The sequence below is a fragment of the Sulfuricurvum sp. IAE1 genome (genome assembly GCF_004347735.1).
Lineage (GTDB): Bacteria > Campylobacterota > Campylobacteria > Campylobacterales > Sulfurimonadaceae > Sulfuricurvum.
Map to the genome: position 1 here is coordinate 1 of NZ_SLTI01000052.1, position 15753 is coordinate 15753.

Consider the following 15753-nt stretch of genomic DNA (forward strand, 5'->3'; position numbering starts at 1 on the left):
CCGGCCCCATTCCGAACCCGGAAGCTAAGACCCTCTTCGCTCATAATACTGCATCTTTCAGGTGTGGAAACGTAGGTCGCCGCCAGGCCGCAAGATTACTCTCTACTCATAACCCCCTTTTAAAATCAGAAATAACTTTCCAATCCTTGTTTTTACCCTTACAATTTTTGTCTAATCTCTTTACAGCATCACAAAATTGTCACATTCTGTGTTACTTTTCTAAACATATCTTTTTTTTCTTCAAAAAGGTATTTTTTACCCCTTGTGTCCCCTTTTGGGTCATTATGCCACCGTAGTGCATGATACCGACCCATTTTGACGATAAATATACTATTTATAAAACTAATAAAGCGTCATATTACAAATATGATTTGATTTATAAGAAAAAAAAATAGTGTGATATTTTCGTGTTAAGTTTGAATTAATTTTGACACCCCTATAATGATGCCAGGAGCGAGCCTTTAAGGCTCTATCTATAACTTATCGAGGAGAATTGATGAAACGTTCAATCAAACTTGCCGTAGCGGCTGCTGTGGCGCTTACTGCAACATCCGCATTCGCGACAAATGGTGACCACCTGATCGGTACCGGTGCAAAAGCACGCGGTATGGGGGGCGTCGGTATCGGTATGAGTCACGGTGCTGAGTCGGCTCTGACCAACCCTGCACTGATTTCTACTGTTAAAGGTACGGAAGTATCGTTCGGCGGTACAATTTTCATGCCGGATGTTGAATCGACTACAGGCGAAGGTTTCAAAAAAAGCAATGCCGACCTGAGTGTTATCCCTGAAGTGTCTCTTGCCCAGAAAGTTTCTGAAAACTTTACATGGGGTATCGGTATGTTCGGTACAGCCGGAATGGGTGTTGACTACCGTTCACAAACCGGCGGTACTTTCAACAACTATAAAATGGTTACCAACCTTCAGTTGATGCAGTTTGCCGTTCCTTTGGCGTATTCTGACAGCGGCGTATCGGTCGGTATCGCACCGGTTCTCCAGTACGGTTCATTGGACATTAACTACCGGACACCTGCAGGTGTTGACAGTACGACACAAGGTGTTGCGCAGGATTTCGGCGCCGGTTATAACATCGGTTTGGCCTATGAAACCAACGGTCTGACGGTGGGTGTTTCGTACAAATCGGCAATCGATATGGTATACGACGGGCAGCTTTCCAAAGCAACGGTTCAATTCGGTATGAACGGCGGTGCCGGACATGGAGACAACCTCGAGCAGCCTGCTGAAATCGGTGCGGGTCTTTCGTACACGACGGACGGGCATACATTCGCATTCGATTACAAAAGAATCAAATGGTCCGACGCAAAAGGGTATAAAACATTCGGATGGGATGATCAGAATGTCTACATGTTCGGTTACCAGTATGCGCAGGACAACTGGGCTCTCCGCGCCGGTTACAACTACGCAAAAAGCCCGATTAAAGAGCAGTTCGGTACCGATGCCGCCGCCAAAAATATGTTCAATCTCCTCGGGTTCCCCGGTATTGTTGAAAAACACTATACTGTAGGTGGAAGCTATGCGTTTACCAAAATGACGTCACTCGATCTGGCGTATGTTTATGCAGACGAAAAACAAGATACGTTTGCGACAACAGGTATGACTGCTGACAACAAAACTTCGACAAAACACAGCCAGCAGGGCATCAGCGCTCAGCTCAACTTCAACTTCTAATCGAAGTTTCCGGTTTCCCCCTTTCGGGGGATTCACAATCCATTCACCTTTCCATACGATAATTAGAGTCCAAAACGTTGAATTGTCATTATCGTTTTTTGATGGCTTTGTGATACAATATCCCCCTTTAATCCGAGGATTATCACAACGACGAAAGCGATGTTACGAAGGAGAAAACGATGCTAAACAAACTTTTGATGGGTGCTGCGGCACTTTCACTGGCCGCTTCCATGGCCTTTGGTGCCCAAGGGGCCAAATTCTATGTCGGCGACGGCGACAAAGAAAAAGCGTATATGGATATGGTGAATAACAAAATCAGCACCATCGGTTTTGTCCTCTCCGATCCGCATGAGCGCATCAATGACGCGTACAAAACCAAATACGGCGGGACTAACCTCGACAACCTCGGGTTCTTTTCGGTCATGAAAGACGCCGATGTCGGCCCTCTTTTGCTAAAAGAGCCTTCGCTCGGCGGTTTCAGCCCTTTCAACCTGCACGTGTACAAAAAACAGGGTGAAAACAAAACATATGTCGGACACGTAACCCCCGAGACAATGCTCGACATTACGGGAGTCAAAGATGCCGATGTCCGTGCGAAATTCATCGCGACGTTCCCGGCGCTCGATGCGATGATCGAAAAAGAGATCGGAAGCAAAGTCCAATATACCGAGTACAGCGCACTTCCGGCCAAGCCGATGATGACGTTTGAACTCCCGATTGAGCGCGGTGCAAGCCTGGAAACCGTGATCGCCGATTTCCAAGGGAAATTCGAAGAGACGTTTGAGGGGAACCAGTACATCATCGCCGGGTACAAAGATATCAAGGCGTCGATGACCGATGCAAACATCGAATTCGGCCGTTTCGATGCGTACTGGGTTTACTCACTGTGCCATTTTAAATTTTCCGAAGGGATCTTTAACCAGGGGCGTCCCGACGCGGGTGCGTTCGCACCGTGTTCAATGTACATGTATATCGAAAAAGGGTCAAACAAAATCATGATCGGTATGCCGCGTCTGGCGACATGGACTGCGGTAATGGGGATCAAAGATCAGAAAATGGTCGATTCGATCAACGCGCTGGATGTCGAGATTACTAAAATCATGAAAGAACTCGGAGCGAAAGAGCTATGAAAAAGTTCCTCTCTTTAATTTCAGCGGCAATTGTCGTCGCGTTTTCCGGATGTGCGGGCATCTCTCCTTCCACAGAGGGGAATGCTCCGGCAGAAAAAGAGGTTGCGGCGTATAAAATCGCTCCTTATGCATCGGTAGAGGATACAAAGTCAAAACTTGCATCTGCAGGGTTTGAGGTAGTCGGAACAAGCAAAGGGGACGCCGGAACGACGGTGCTGTTTACCAATGCGCAGATGAAAGCTTCCGCTGACAAAGCAACGCGTGGGCTGGCGGCGGTCGGTCGCCTGTTGGTTGACGATGAGCGCAAGCAGATCAGCATCGCCAGCCCCGTCTATTTCGGGAAAGCGTTTATGCAAAAAGAGTACAGCCATGCGGCTGCCGCAGCTAACCTTGGAGCGTTGGAAAAAGCGTTCGGGCCGCTGAAGGATTCTGCCGATAAATGGGAATTCGCCAAACTCGCCGGATACAACTTCATGATCGGGATGCCCTATTATGAAGACATGATGATCGTAGGCGAAGGTTCAACGGCCGATCTCGTCGCCAAAGCCCAAAATGCCAAAGGGACGACGGCCGTCGTGAAGCTCTCCGATGACCGCTATGTCGCGTTTGTCGATCTGGACCGCCGGACCAAAGGATTTGTCAAGAAGATCGGAACACAAAACGGTCAACTGCTTCCGTGGGCGGTATTGATCGAGGACGGCAAAGCCAAAGCGCTCAGCGCAAAATATTTTATCGCGATCAGCTATCCGCTGTTGACGATGAGTGAATTTATGACGATTGCGACCGTTCCGGGTGCGATCGAAAACGATCTGAAGAAGATTTTTAAATAACTGACTCCCGAAAGTAGCCCGCATCTTTCGGATGCGGGAGACGAATTTACACTCTGAACTTCGTTGTCTCCAGAAGTTTTTCCACCACTTCCCTGTAATAGCTTTTTAACGTGTCGTTCCCCAATGCCACCGGCGGCTCACCGTTGTCCGAACCTTCGCGGATCTCCATATTGAGCGGAATCTGACCCAGTAAAGGGACATTGTAGCGCTGAGACAGGCGTTCGCCTCCCCCCGTGCCGAAAATATCGTAACGCGTCCCCGTGTCGGGAGCGACGAAGTAGCTCATGTTCTCGACCAGCCCGCCGATAGGGACGTGGATGTCCTGGAACATTCGGATGGCACGGCTGACATCGTCGCTGGCGACGAGCTGCGGCGTCGTGACGATGACCCCGGCGGTAATGGGAAGTTCCTGTGCCATTGTCAGCTGAATATCTCCGGTTCCCGGAGGCATGTCGATGACGAGAAAATCGAGTTCGCCCCACGCGACGTCTTCGAGAAACTGGATCAGGGCAGAAACGGCAACGGAGGAACGCCACACCAGCGGAGTGTCCGAGGTGGGAGTCGTGAGGGCGACGCTCATGATTTTAAGCCCGTAATTTTCGCTTGGGACGATTTTATTGTCATCGTTCCATTTAATTTTTTCCAGATCGGTATTGGTCAGTCGGGGAACATTGGGACCGTAGACATCGGCATCCAAAATACCGACTTTGTATCCCTTTTGCGCCAGCGCGATCGCGAGGTTGACGCACACGGTACTTTTCCCGACCCCACCCTTGCCGCTTGTGACCGCGATGACGTTTTTCGCATACGGCGCACGGTTGTTGGGTGCGGCGCTGTTGCCGTAGTTGATGTCTTTTTGTGCCGTGCTTTTTTTGGTTATTTCAAGCGTTTCGAAGCGCTCGGAAAAAGCCGCTTCGATGGCTGCTTTGACGGTGAGATAGGAATCGTCGCTTACCGTGAGAAGCTCGACTTTGGCGCGCTTGTCAGTGACTTTGACTTCCGAGATGAGTTTGAGTTCTCCGAGGGTGCGTGAGAGGCCGGGATAGGCAAGGGCGTGAAGAGCCGATTCGAATTCTTTAGTGTTCATACGGATTCCCCCGTACTTCGCGGGCCAACAGCGCTTTGCTTCCCGTCGCTTTCTGGGCGAGCTTCGCAAGCGCACCGCGTGTTCCGGGATAGTCCAGGCTCAGGCGATGGCACTCAGCGATCCGCTCGTCGATAAGACGGTTCATCGATGCGATAACATCGCCGATCTTGCCGTTTTCGTCGGCTTTATTCAAAAGCTCTTTGATCAGCATTTCCCGTGAGTGCATCTGCATCTGAAGGCCGATTTCGCGGCCCAGTGCCATAAAATCGGCCGCACTGAGATAGAGGCCGGAAAAAAAGGTATTGAGAAAATGGTTTTCGATAGAAAAATATTTACTCTGCTGTTCGTGATGCTGTCTCATGCACGCCCTCCGAGATTAACTTCGGCCGCTTTGGCGACATCGGGATCGGTGTCGTTGAGGAGCAGGGAAACGACCTCCTTGGGGGCGCCTCGGTTTTCGGCAAGCCGCATCCGGACCATTTTGTCATTGTCGTCGGCGAGGACTTTGAGGAGCTTGGCCGGTGTGTTGGGATTGCCTGAAAGTCCGTCGCGGACAATCTTTTCGTCGCTGAAGAATTTTTCGAGCACTTCAGGCGGCGTCGAGGGGTTGGTCGCGACGAGGGCGCGGACAAGGTTGATCGAATCGTTTGCGAGATGGCGGAGGACTTCGACCGGGGTATGGGGGTTTTTGGCTACGGCCCAACGGGCTCCCATATCGACCGGGTTGGAGGCGATGTCGATCAGCAGTTCGACCATGAGGGGGCTGTATTCTTTGTCACGTTCGTAGACCGAAGTGCGCAAAGAGAGGTTCATGGCGACCTGACCGACAATCTCTTTGTGGGTTTTAAAGGCGTCATAGATTTGGGCTACCTGCTCGATGGGGAGCGTTTTGTCTTCCAAAAATTCTATCAGTCTGGCGGTATCGGATGCTGCGATTGCGGCGGATACGGTAAGTTCGCTCATTCTCTTTCCTTGAAAATAACAAAAGTCTAAAAAGTTAATCGCATACTATCAAAAAGTGATTAAATGGTAAGTATTAATATGCGTGCATAAGTGAAAAAACAGATAGGCGGTATATAAGAAAACGTAAAAAAACACTCAGTCATCGTATGTCTCAAAAATGTGATAACAATGTAACATATTGTAATAGGAGTGTGCGGGAAAACGGGCAATTTAACAGTAATTAAGAGTCCCAAACCTATAATGGAGGCGGTAATTCCGTAATTAATCACACCGCTTGAGTGTGCAGACTAAAAACAAGGAGCACGGATGAACAGATTGCTAAAAACACTGTGTGTTGCGGCATCACTGTCGGCAGCAGCCGCGATGGCGGCTGATGGATATGCTAACAAAAATATCCTGATTTCTGCCGAAGAAGCGGTCAAGCTGATCGGTAATCCAAAAGTGATGTTCGTATCGGGTGATAACGAAGATATTTATAAACTCGGTCACATTAAAGGTTCGGTTGAGATGTACGCTCACCACCTTCACCATTCAGAAATTGACGGAGAGATGCACTGCGCACCGCTGTACCGCTGTGTTGACGATGCCGAAAAATATATCGGCAGCAAAGGGATCAGCAACGATATGACGGTTATCGCGTACGACGATTTCAAAGGTCCGAATGCCACCGGTGTTTATTCGTTCTTTGACAGCTTCGGTCACAAAAACGTCAAAGTGCTTAACGGCGGACGTGCGGCAATCATGGCGATCGATCCGGCTCAAAAAGAGTACGATGCACTGAACAAAGACCTCAAAGCGGCCAAAAAAGCCGAAAAAGACGCCAAAGAGGCGTTGAAAAAAGAGGGTGCGGACAAAGCGGCGCTCGAAGCGGCGCTCAAAAAAGCTTCCGAAGACGCCAAAGCACTGAGCGCGAAAATGGCGGAAGTCGAAAAACGCCTTCTCGTCGTCAAAGGGGATGAAGTCGTCAAACCCAAAAAATATAAAATCGATCCCAAAAAGATCAACTGGAGCGTCATCGCAGGCAAAGAAGAAGTCAAGCACGCGATGGAAGACATCCTCAAAAACGGTAAAAACTCCAAATACGTCATCATCGATTCACGCAGCATGAGCGAAATCATGGGTGAGCGTAAAATGGACAACGTCGCCCGCGGCGGACACGTTCCGGGTGCAACGTTCATCGAGTGGAGCCAGATCTCCGATGCGGATAAAAAGCTCTCTTTCCGTTCTGCGGCAGAAATTCAGGCAGTGTACGACAAATACGGCATCACCAAAGACAAAACGATTTATGCGTATTGTCACGTAGGTGCCGGACGCAGCTCTGAGCACATTACGGCGCTTCAGCTCCTCGGCTATAAAAACGTCAAAGTCTTCACCGGAAGCTGGGACGTTTGGGGCAACGATATGAACCTTCCGATTAAACGATAAGGCAGAACTATGACAAAAGTAATGAATAATAACCGCCGTGACTTCCTGAAAGTATCGGGAATGACGGCTGCGTTGGTGGCTTCTCAGGGTTCACTTTTCGCAAAAACGAATGTTGTTTCGGTGGAAAACGGGAAAAACAACTACCCGAACACCAGCTATACCGAAGAGATGTACCGCAACGAATTTTCGTTCGTATACGGTAAAAAAGAAGAGCACGGCTTCGCATACCACTGTGTTAACTGTCAAGGTAACTGTGCGTGGGAAGTTTGGTCGAACAACGGTGTCGTCACCCGTGAAAACCAGTCTGCGCGCTATCCGGTTATCAACGCCAAAATCCCCGACTTCAACCCGCGCGGATGTAACAAAGGGGTTCAGCATTCACAGGTAATGTACCAGAAAGACCGTATCCTCTACCCGATGAAACGGGTCGGTGAACGCGGCGAAGGTAAATGGAAACGGATCAGCTGGGATGAAGCGGCCGAAGAAGTGTGCCAGCAGATTTTCAACTGTCTGACCGATCCTGAACGCGGACCGGACAAACTGATGGTTCACGCGGGTACGGGTCTTCTGACCGAAGGGCGCCGTGGTGCTCCTCTTCGTTTCTCGACACAGCTGGGTGCGATCCGTATCTATCCGTCTTCTTACCTTGGGGATATGTTCTCGGGTGCGGCGATCGCGTACGGTGAAGGTAACCTCGGCTGTACATGGGACTTCATGTATACCGTCGATACGGCCGTCATGTGGGGCGGTAACCCGTCGGTTTCACGTATTCCTGATGCCCACTTCGTATGGGAAGGAAAATATAACGGAGCGAAAATCATCACGATTACTCCGGAGTTCAACGCGACGGCAAAATCCTCGGATCTGTGGATCCCGATCAAAGCCGGTTCGGACAATATCCTCGCGATGAGCGTCATCAATGTCATCCTGAACGAAAAACTCTATAAGCCGGAGTTCATGAAGTCGTTTACCGATCTTCCGTTCCTTGTAGATGTCGAAACACAAAAATTCATCCGCCGCTCCGACATGGAACACGCGAAAAACGATGAAGATCACCACAAATTCATGGAAGAGTTCTACTGCTGGAACACGGCGAAAAACGAGATCGCGCTGATGCCGGGTACCGAAGGCTCTGCCATCAAATCGCTCCGTCTTGACGAGCAGGGTATCGTACCGGCGCTCGAAGGTACATGGACGATCAAAGACATGCACGGTCACACACGTAAAGTGACGACTGTTTTCGAAATGCTCAAAAAATCGGCGGCGAAATTCGCTCCGGAAGCTACGAAAGAGATTACAGGGGTTCACCCTGACACCGTTCGTCAGCTGGCACGTGATATCGCGATCCCCAAAGTGGTCGAAATTACGACCGGATTCTCGTTGAACAAATACTTCAACGGTGTCATGACGATCTGGAACATCGCGTCTATCTGCGGATTGACAGGACGTATGGGGCCATACGGCGGTATCAATACCGAAAATGAATTTACCCTTTCGGGTCTGGGTGCTCTCTCGGGCTTCAGCGGTAAATACAACCCCCGTTTCGGTTCGGGCTTTGTCGGCGAATTCGTATTCGGTGACGGTCTTGAGACGTTCGACAAATACTTCAGTGATGAAGATGTCAAACGTGCCCAAAACGGCATGAGCAAAAAAGAGTACATGGCGGTTCTTTCCGAACTCCTCAAAGACGGTGAAAACGACAAGAAAAACCAGGCATCCAAGCACGGAAATGTCGTGAAACCTTGGTGGCAGCCTGACTGTGCGCTGATCGTCGCCGACTCGAAATTCCGCCGTAACAAAGGGTCCGATTACCGTAAAGCGTTCCTGAACAAAACGAAGTTCTACGCTTACGTCGACTACCGTATGTCTGAAGCGGCTCAGTTCGCGGATATCCTGTTGCCGGCAAAATCGCACTATGAGGTATACGACCTCCGTACCTCTCCGGGTTACCACCGTTTCACCAACCTGGCGCAGCCGGTTGCGAACATCAAAAACATCGGTGAGGCAATGGATGAGTGGTCAATGTTTACGTTCCTCGCCAAAAAACTCGAAGAACTGGCAAACCGCCCGGAAAACGTCTCTAAAGCGAAAGTAAAAGACCATCCGAAGTTTGCGAAACCCGGTTTCCACGACCTGACGATTTTCCATAAAGAGTTCACCAACACGGATGCCGAATCCGAAGGTGCGGGTGAAGTTTACCTCGGAACCGACAAAATGGCGGTTCAGGCAGCGTTAGAGAAATGTGAGCAGTACGAGCCGTGGACAATGGAGAAAATGTACAAAGTGGGCGGATTCTTGCTGATCAATGAAAAAGCGGCGAAATCTTCACCGTTGTATTCGGATCGTCCGTTCAACTCGAACGAGGATCACCTTTACAAGTTCGAGCGTCTTGAGACGGTATCAGGACGTCAGACGTTCTACGTCGACCATGAGCTGTTCATCAAAATGGGTGCTGCGACCAACACCGGTATGGAAGGGATCCGTCCTCAGTCGAAAGACTATCCGTACGTGTTCATGACGCCGCACGCGCGCTGGTCGATCCACTCGAACTACAAAACGTCACGTACGCTTCTGCGCCTTCAGCGCGGTGTTCCTGCAATTCAGGTCAACCGCGTCGTCGCGAAAGCCAAAGGGATCGAAGACGGCGACACCATCCGCATTTACAACGCCCTGGGCGAATTCTATGCGATGGCGAAACTCTCTTCTTCCGCACCGGCGGACGGATTGGTTCTTGAACACGGATGGGAACCGTACATGTATCTGAAAAACAAAGGGCACAACGAAGTCGTTCCGACGGCATTGAACCTGCTCGAAATGGCTGACGGTTGGGGGCACCTGAAATTCGGTGGTCTCTGGGACGGTAACCAGTACGCATACGACGGGGCCGTGAACTTCGAAAAAGCTAAAGACGTACAGTATTAAGGGGTAGTAATGTCTAAAAGACAATTAGCAATGGTAATGGACCTGAACAAATGTATCGGGTGCCAGACATGTACCGTAGCATGTAAAACGCAATGGACGAACCGTAACGGTCGTGAATATATGTATTGGAATAACGTCGAAACCTATCCGGGTACGGGTTATCCCAAAAACTGGATGGAGCTGGGCGGCGGATTCGACGCGGCCGGCGACCTCCAGCCGGGTGTGATCCCCAACCTCGAAGCTGATTACGGGGTACCCTGGGATTACAACTACGAATCGTTGATGGGCGGCCAGGCCGACAGCCATACGTTCCACCCGCACGTTTCTCCGACATGGGGACCGAACTGGGATGAGGACGAAGGTGCCGGTATGTTCCCGCAGGACAACTATTTCTTCTACCTGCCCCGTATCTGTAACCACTGTACGAATCCGGGCTGTTTGAGCGCGTGTCCGCGTGACGCGATCTTCAAACGTGAAGAAGACGGCGTCGTCCTCGTTGACCTCGATCGCTGTCAGGGATACCGCTACTGTATCGCGGGATGTCCTTACAAAAAGATCTATTTCAACCCGAAAATCTCTAAATCAGAGAAATGTATCCTTTGTTTCCCGCGTGTTGAGCAGGGTCTGCCGCCGGCATGTGCGCAGCAGTGTGTCGGACGTATCCGTTTCGTAGGATTCCTGGATGACGAAGAGTCTCAGGTACACAAACTGGTACACAAGTACAAAGTAGCGCTCGGACTGCGCAGCGATTACGGCACGCAGCCTAATGTATACTATATTCCTCCGACCGAATCTCCGGCGAAATTCGATGCGGAAGGAAAAATCATCGAAGGTTCGACGCGTCTTCCGATCGAAGAACTCGAAAAACTCTTCGGACCGGCCGTACACGATGCGATTAAAACGCTCAAAGCCGAAATGAAAAAACGTAAAGAGACGGGTGTCAGCGAATTGATGGATCTGTTGATCGCGTATCAGCACTCTGATATGTTCCGCCTCGACAACAACTACTACCAGCAGGTTGCCAAAGAGAACAAACGCAATCCTCTGGCACCGGTAGATACCCGCTACATTGCAGGTAAATTTACAACCAAAGGGCACACGCAGACTCTGTTCGGCGGGCATACTGCAGGAGGACACCACTAATGAAAAAGCTTCTTACATCTATCCTTTCATTGGGTGTTGCCGCTTCGGCGGCGCTTGCTGCCGAGCCGCTGATCACTGCGGCGAAGGTTGCGAACGTCAATGACGCTTCCGTATGGGAAAAAGCGAAATTCGAAACGGTAACCCTCTACCCGCAGACGGCGATCGAGTTCAATGACAAAAAAGCGAACGAACTGACGGCGAAAGCAAAAGCGAAAAAAGCGCAGGTTGCAGCCGTTCATGACGGTAAAAACATCGCGTTGATGGTCAAATGGGCCGATAAAACCAAAGACGTTCAGGGAATCAAATGCAGCGATACGTACAGCGACGGATTCGCGGTACAGTTTGCAGCGGCGACGAAAAAACCTCAGCCGCTTCCGTATATCGGTATGGGTTCTGAGGGGCGTCCGGTTATCGTACACCTCCAGAAAGCGACTTCTAAAGTTTACGAGCCCAACGGAAACAAAGACGTAGGTATGCAGATCAACCGTCAGCAAACCGGCGTATTCGGCAAAGAGCTGGCCGACTTTGACGCCAAAGTCGCCGCACTCGCCAACACCGATTTCGAGCGCGTGTTTGTCGCCGAAGGTTTCCGCTCTTTGACCGAAATCAAAGACAAGTCGGTTCAGTCGAACGCTTCGATGACGTATGTACCGGGCGGATGGAACGGATCACTGGTTCGTCCATTGAAAGACCAGTACGTCAACCTGGGCGGTACGGTTCCCGTATCGATCGCCGTCTGGGACGGGACGAACATGGGGCGTAACGGCCTGAAAAACCTCAGCTCTTGGGTTGCGATCAACCTCGAGGGACAAAAGCCCAACGGGGCGATGGTAGCGGAACTCACTACTGATGCCAAAGGCGACGCGGCCAAAGGTAAAGAAGCGGCAATGACGAACGGTTGTAACGGATGTCACCAGCTTGAAGCAACGGATGCGAAATCGTTCATGGGGCCTGCCCTGCACAACGCGGGCGGATATTCGACGGCAGCGTATCTGCGCGAGTCAATCTTAAAACCGTCTGCGGTTGTCGTACCAGGTTACAATCGTAATGCACACGCCAACACACCTTGGTACAATATTGAAAAAGGGAAACGCGTTTCGACGATGACCGACTTCAGTTTCTTGGATAAAGAGACTGTTGAGAACATCGTGGCGTATCTCAAAACTCTCAAAGCGGAGGCAGAATAATGAAAAAAGTTGCAATGCTTTGCGCCGCACTGGTTTTCAGTGCGTTCGCTAACGAGCCAGAAGAGTTCGAAGGCTTCATGACGACGCCTTCATGCGCGGCACAGGGTGCGTTCGCGGATTGTTATCTCGAAACATACGCGTGCGGATCCGACGGATGTTTCAAAAAAATCAATCCGGGTGAATCGACAAATGCACCGGTTGCTCTGTTTGTCCACGCAACAGGGAAAACGTACACCATCGATACCAGCAAGCTTAAAGCTTCCGAACTCAAAGAGGGGATGAACAAAAACGGCGTTGTTATCGTCGGTGTGCTCGACGAAGCGAGCAATACGATCAAGGCAACGGAGTTCAAAGCACCTCCTCCGCCGAAAAAATCGTTCTTCAAGGGATGTCTGTAATCCTTTGACCCGGACCGGTTCCGGTCCGGCCATCCTTTGTAATCTTTTCTTCTTGGCTCTTTGCAAGCCATCGTATGGGACAATCCGCTATCTTTTTTAGGAATATATTTGATGAACAACGAATACCGTCTTTACATTTATGCTTTTTTATCGCGTGTGATGAGCGATATTCCCGACCGTCGTTTTATCCATGATCTCAAAAACAACGATCAGCTTTTGGAGATTATCGGTGAAGAGACGAAAGAATGGGTACAGTCAAACGATGAGGAGACGCTTTACGAAGCAATGAACATCGACTATACCTCGATGTTCATTCTCAATACGCAGCCGGTCGAATCGTTTGTCCTGGACGCTAAAAACGAAACGCTGGTAGGGCTGCAAAATCCGGTAATGGCGTTCTATTTTACCCACGGATTCGAGGTCAATATGGACCAGACACAGATCATGGCCCCCGATCATCTCTCCATAGAATTCGCTTTTATGCAGACGCTGGTGTATCGTGACGAGGCGGCACCCCAGCTCGAATTTTTAGATCAGCACCTTTTTCCCTGGGTCGTTCCGTATATGATGGGGATGAAGAATATGGCCGATACACCGTTTTACCGCGATATATGCGACTTCATCGTTGAATTTCTGAGTGCCGATTACGAGTATCTCAGTGCAGGTGGAGCGAATGGCTAATATCAATTTCATTCAAAAAAGCAATCTCTTCAGCTACACGGGGACGCGGTGTCTTCGCAACGAGTATTACCATAACGACTGCCGAATCTGCATCGATTTGTGCCCTAAAGGGGCGTTTAGCATCGTTCGCAACAAGCTGACACTGTTTGAGGCTGAATGCGTCGGTTGTGCGGGGTGCATCGGCAGCTGCCCGACCGAGGCGCTCGAAATCGAGAGTTTCGATCCCAACGGATTTGCCGCGGGTTTCAAAAATCGCGAAGAGCCCCTCCTGTCGTGCAAATCCTCGACTCCGTGCCTTGGGGTTTTCGACAGCGAGCATTACCTCGTGATGGCGCTGCGCGGCGGAATGAGCGTTTCGTGCGATCTGAGCCATTGCGCGACGTGTCCTTTGAACGAAAACGGAAAGCTCGAAACGACAATCCGGAACAAGATTGACGACGCGAACCGTTTTCTCGAAACCGTCGCACGCGAACAGCGGATCGAGACCCTGGAGGTGAAAGAAGAGCACAATGAACGCCGTGCCCTCTTCCGCAAAGGATTCGAGAAGATTAAAGAATCGGTTGCCGATTCGAGCGAAGCCCACGAAGCAATGACAATCGCGCACCACAAGCAGCCGGACATGAAAATCCCGTTGAAACGGGTGCTGCTCAAGAACTCCCTCAAAGAGATCGTCGGCGATCTGGAGAACACTGAGTTCGCCGAAGCAAGTCCTTTGTTCTTCAACAAACAAATTGATTTCCAAACCTGTACCAACTGTGCGGACTGTATCCAGTTCTGCCCCACCGATGCGTTGTTTCCGACTTCGGACAAGCAGGGGATCTATTTCAGTCAGGGCAAATGTATCGGCTGCGGTATCTGCGAGGATATCTGCAAGCCCAATGCGATTACGAAAAAAGAGGGATTCGATCTGGTGAGCGTGGCGTTCGACCGCGCGGAGCAGATGGTCCATTACGAGATGGTGATGTGCCACGAATGCCGTACCCCTTATCCATACAAGGGGGGCGATCCGATCTGCGACCGCTGCATCAGCTTTGTGACGAACCACGCCAACATGTTCACCCTCGCACGCGACCTATAAGGATTATTTTTTCTCCATAACGCCTTTGGCGCCTTCTATCGCCCGGCGTATCGATAACGCCACTGGGCAAAGCCCAGTCTGGCTACGCTAACGCTGTGTTTGCCTCAGCGGCAGGCTCACGCAAGGGGCTATTTTTTCTCCATGACGTCTTTGGCACCTTTTATCGCCCCTTCCATAGCCGATTTGGCGACGCTCCAGGCGCGGGCGCCCATCGCTTTGGCTTCCTGTGCCGATTTTGACTTCAGAAGTTTGTTCCCCCGCTCCGTAACGCCCCGTTTGATTCGAGCAAGGCGACTGCGCAACAGTTCGACCGTCTCCTGGGAGAGGCGTTTGAGCTCATCCGAACCGGTCGTGATCTCTTCGTTGAGGCGTTCGAGTTTTTCGACGAATGCAGGGTTGTTATGGCTTTTGAGGCCGTGAAAGATTTGGGTGAACAGGGTGTCAACGTTGTCGAGTTCGACTTCGATCGTTTTGTACTCGTCACGGTAGAGGGCTTTGACCTCTTCGGGGACGTAGAGAAGGTACTGGCGAAATTTCTCGATCGATTTGATCAGGGCGGTATGGATACCACGCAGCGTACCGCGAAGGATTGTGTCGGCCTGGTTCGGGGTCGCTTCGGCGACGCTCATCGCGCTGTGAAGGATACTCGAAAGGATCCGGCGTATACGGACGGCGTTAAGGACATTCGCGTTGAGCGATTCGAAGGTGATCTCCTTGATGATCTCTTCGAGTGTCTCTTCGATGTCGCTCCCTTTTTCAAGGGTTGTGATCACCGCGCTTTCGGTGATCTCTTCGAGAATTTCGAGAAGGTCGATCGACTGGATTTTGACCTGGTGAAGCCGCTCGAGGGTAGTTTCATCACTGCCGAAATGTTTTTCAAGGGCGTTGAAAAGGTTGTATTTGAGATGTTGCAACTCTTCACTTTTGCGTGCGATCTGGCGCTCGATACGCTCTTTCTGGGCCAGAAGTTCTTCGAGCTCGTGGTAGAGGCTCTCCCCTTCTTCTTCGATCATGGCCCCCGTAAACATTTTCATCTCCTGTACCGAAAGAGCATCGGGAGCGACCGACCATTCGTTATGCAGCGACTCGACAATGGAGGAGACTTTGGATTCGAGATCGGCCGATCCCAGGGTACGGTAACGCGTTTTGATATCCCGTTTGAACGTTTCGAGGTTCATCATAAAACTCCTGTCAGTAGATTAAAATCCGATGGCACACGCCT

Annotated in this window: 14 protein-coding genes; 10 read left to right on the forward strand and 4 right to left on the reverse strand. The window is 50.6% G+C overall.

Features of this window, described 5'->3' with window-relative positions:
* Positions 1-496 precede the first annotated feature (496 nt).
* The 3 genes from E0765_RS07565 to E0765_RS07575 all read left to right on the forward strand — a co-directional run bounded on the left by E0765_RS07565 (position 497) and on the right by E0765_RS07575 (position 3647).
* Complete coding sequence (locus E0765_RS07565) at positions 497-1687, forward strand: OmpP1/FadL family transporter (protein WP_132812627.1); 1191 nt, start codon at positions 497-499, stop codon at positions 1685-1687.
* 179 nt (positions 1688-1866) lie between these two features.
* A complete protein-coding gene (locus E0765_RS07570) occupies positions 1867-2817 on the forward strand; it encodes a hypothetical protein (protein ID WP_132812628.1) in 951 nt (316 codons plus the stop codon).
* Complete coding sequence (locus E0765_RS07575; protein ID WP_132812629.1) at positions 2814-3647, forward strand: hypothetical protein; 834 nt, start codon at positions 2814-2816, stop codon at positions 3645-3647. The genes E0765_RS07570 and E0765_RS07575 overlap by 4 nt, the downstream gene beginning before the upstream one ends.
* Positions 3648-3693: 46 nt before the next feature.
* On the opposite strand, the gene E0765_RS07580 is transcribed toward E0765_RS07575, so the two are convergent.
* From E0765_RS07580 to E0765_RS07590, 3 genes are read right to left on the reverse strand one after another with little or no spacing between them, the layout of a single operon-like run.
* Positions 3694-4734, reverse strand: coding sequence for an Mrp/NBP35 family ATP-binding protein (locus tag E0765_RS07580; RefSeq protein WP_132812630.1), 1041 nt, complete (start codon positions 4732-4734; stop codon positions 3694-3696).
* Positions 4724-5095 (reverse strand): hypothetical protein, encoded by a 372-nt coding sequence (locus tag E0765_RS07585; RefSeq protein ID WP_132812631.1) that lies wholly within the window; start codon positions 5093-5095, stop codon positions 4724-4726. The genes E0765_RS07580 and E0765_RS07585 overlap by 11 nt, the downstream gene beginning before the upstream one ends.
* Positions 5092-5697 (reverse strand): hypothetical protein, encoded by a 606-nt coding sequence (locus E0765_RS07590; protein WP_132812632.1) that lies wholly within the window; start codon positions 5695-5697, stop codon positions 5092-5094. The genes E0765_RS07585 and E0765_RS07590 overlap by 4 nt, the downstream gene beginning before the upstream one ends.
* A gap of 306 nt (positions 5698-6003) precedes the next feature.
* On the opposite strand from E0765_RS07590, the gene E0765_RS07595 reads away from it, so the two are divergent.
* The 7 genes from E0765_RS07595 to E0765_RS07625 all read left to right on the forward strand — a co-directional run bounded on the left by E0765_RS07595 (position 6004) and on the right by E0765_RS07625 (position 14531).
* The gene (locus E0765_RS07595; protein WP_132812633.1) at positions 6004-7122 is read left to right on the forward strand and encodes a sulfurtransferase; all 1119 of its coding nucleotides are present in this window, start codon (positions 6004-6006) and stop codon (positions 7120-7122) included.
* Positions 7123-7131: 9 nt separating this feature from the next.
* Positions 7132-10044 (forward strand): molybdopterin-dependent oxidoreductase, encoded by a 2913-nt coding sequence (locus E0765_RS07600; RefSeq protein WP_223175689.1) that lies wholly within the window; start codon positions 7132-7134, stop codon positions 10042-10044.
* Positions 10045-10053: 9 nt separating this feature from the next.
* Positions 10054-11187: a 4Fe-4S dicluster domain-containing protein gene (locus tag E0765_RS07605; RefSeq protein WP_132812634.1), complete on the forward strand. Its 1134-nt coding sequence runs from the start codon at positions 10054-10056 to the stop codon at positions 11185-11187.
* Complete coding sequence (locus E0765_RS07610) at positions 11187-12374, forward strand: ethylbenzene dehydrogenase-related protein (RefSeq protein WP_132812635.1); 1188 nt, start codon at positions 11187-11189, stop codon at positions 12372-12374. Before E0765_RS07605 ends, E0765_RS07610 begins: the two co-directional genes overlap by 1 nt.
* Entirely contained in the window at positions 12374-12772 is a 399-nt protein-coding gene (locus E0765_RS07615; RefSeq protein WP_132812636.1) for a hypothetical protein, read from the forward strand. Before E0765_RS07610 ends, E0765_RS07615 begins: the two co-directional genes overlap by 1 nt.
* Before the next feature lie 111 nt (positions 12773-12883).
* Positions 12884-13453: a molecular chaperone gene (locus E0765_RS07620; protein ID WP_132812637.1), complete on the forward strand. Its 570-nt coding sequence runs from the start codon at positions 12884-12886 to the stop codon at positions 13451-13453.
* Positions 13446-14531: a 4Fe-4S binding protein gene (locus tag E0765_RS07625; RefSeq protein ID WP_132812638.1), complete on the forward strand. Its 1086-nt coding sequence runs from the start codon at positions 13446-13448 to the stop codon at positions 14529-14531. Before E0765_RS07620 ends, E0765_RS07625 begins: the two co-directional genes overlap by 8 nt.
* A 128-nt stretch (positions 14532-14659) precedes the next feature.
* Here E0765_RS07625 and E0765_RS07630 read toward each other — a convergent pair whose 3' ends face one another.
* Positions 14660-15712: a DUF6781 family protein gene (locus tag E0765_RS07630; RefSeq protein WP_132812639.1), complete on the reverse strand. Its 1053-nt coding sequence runs from the start codon at positions 15710-15712 to the stop codon at positions 14660-14662.
* Positions 15713-15753 lie beyond the last annotated feature (41 nt).

Excerpts from the sequence above, each read along its gene's own strand:
- E0765_RS07565 (WP_132812627.1), top strand. The coding sequence starts at position 497 with ATGAAACGTTCAATCAAACTTGCCGTAGCGGCTGCTGTGGCGCTTACT.
- E0765_RS07570 (WP_132812628.1), top strand. The coding sequence starts at position 1,867 with ATGCTAAACAAACTTTTGATGGGTGCTGCGGCACTTTCACTGGCCGCT.
- E0765_RS07575 (WP_132812629.1), top strand. The coding sequence starts at position 2,814 with ATGAAAAAGTTCCTCTCTTTAATTTCAGCGGCAATTGTCGTCGCGTTT.
- E0765_RS07580 (WP_132812630.1), bottom strand. The coding sequence starts at position 4,734 with ATGAACACTAAAGAATTCGAATCGGCTCTTCACGCCCTTGCCTATCCC.
- E0765_RS07585 (WP_132812631.1), bottom strand. The coding sequence starts at position 5,095 with ATGAGACAGCATCACGAACAGCAGAGTAAATATTTTTCTATCGAAAAC.
- E0765_RS07590 (WP_132812632.1), bottom strand. The coding sequence starts at position 5,697 with ATGAGCGAACTTACCGTATCCGCCGCAATCGCAGCATCCGATACCGCC.
- E0765_RS07595 (WP_132812633.1), top strand. The coding sequence starts at position 6,004 with ATGAACAGATTGCTAAAAACACTGTGTGTTGCGGCATCACTGTCGGCA.
- E0765_RS07600 (WP_223175689.1), top strand. The coding sequence starts at position 7,132 with ATGACAAAAGTAATGAATAATAACCGCCGTGACTTCCTGAAAGTATCG.
- E0765_RS07605 (WP_132812634.1), top strand. The coding sequence starts at position 10,054 with ATGTCTAAAAGACAATTAGCAATGGTAATGGACCTGAACAAATGTATC.
- E0765_RS07610 (WP_132812635.1), top strand. The coding sequence starts at position 11,187 with ATGAAAAAGCTTCTTACATCTATCCTTTCATTGGGTGTTGCCGCTTCG.
- E0765_RS07615 (WP_132812636.1), top strand. The coding sequence starts at position 12,374 with ATGAAAAAAGTTGCAATGCTTTGCGCCGCACTGGTTTTCAGTGCGTTC.
- E0765_RS07620 (WP_132812637.1), top strand. The coding sequence starts at position 12,884 with ATGAACAACGAATACCGTCTTTACATTTATGCTTTTTTATCGCGTGTG.
- E0765_RS07625 (WP_132812638.1), top strand. The coding sequence starts at position 13,446 with ATGGCTAATATCAATTTCATTCAAAAAAGCAATCTCTTCAGCTACACG.
- E0765_RS07630 (WP_132812639.1), bottom strand. The coding sequence starts at position 15,712 with ATGATGAACCTCGAAACGTTCAAACGGGATATCAAAACGCGTTACCGT.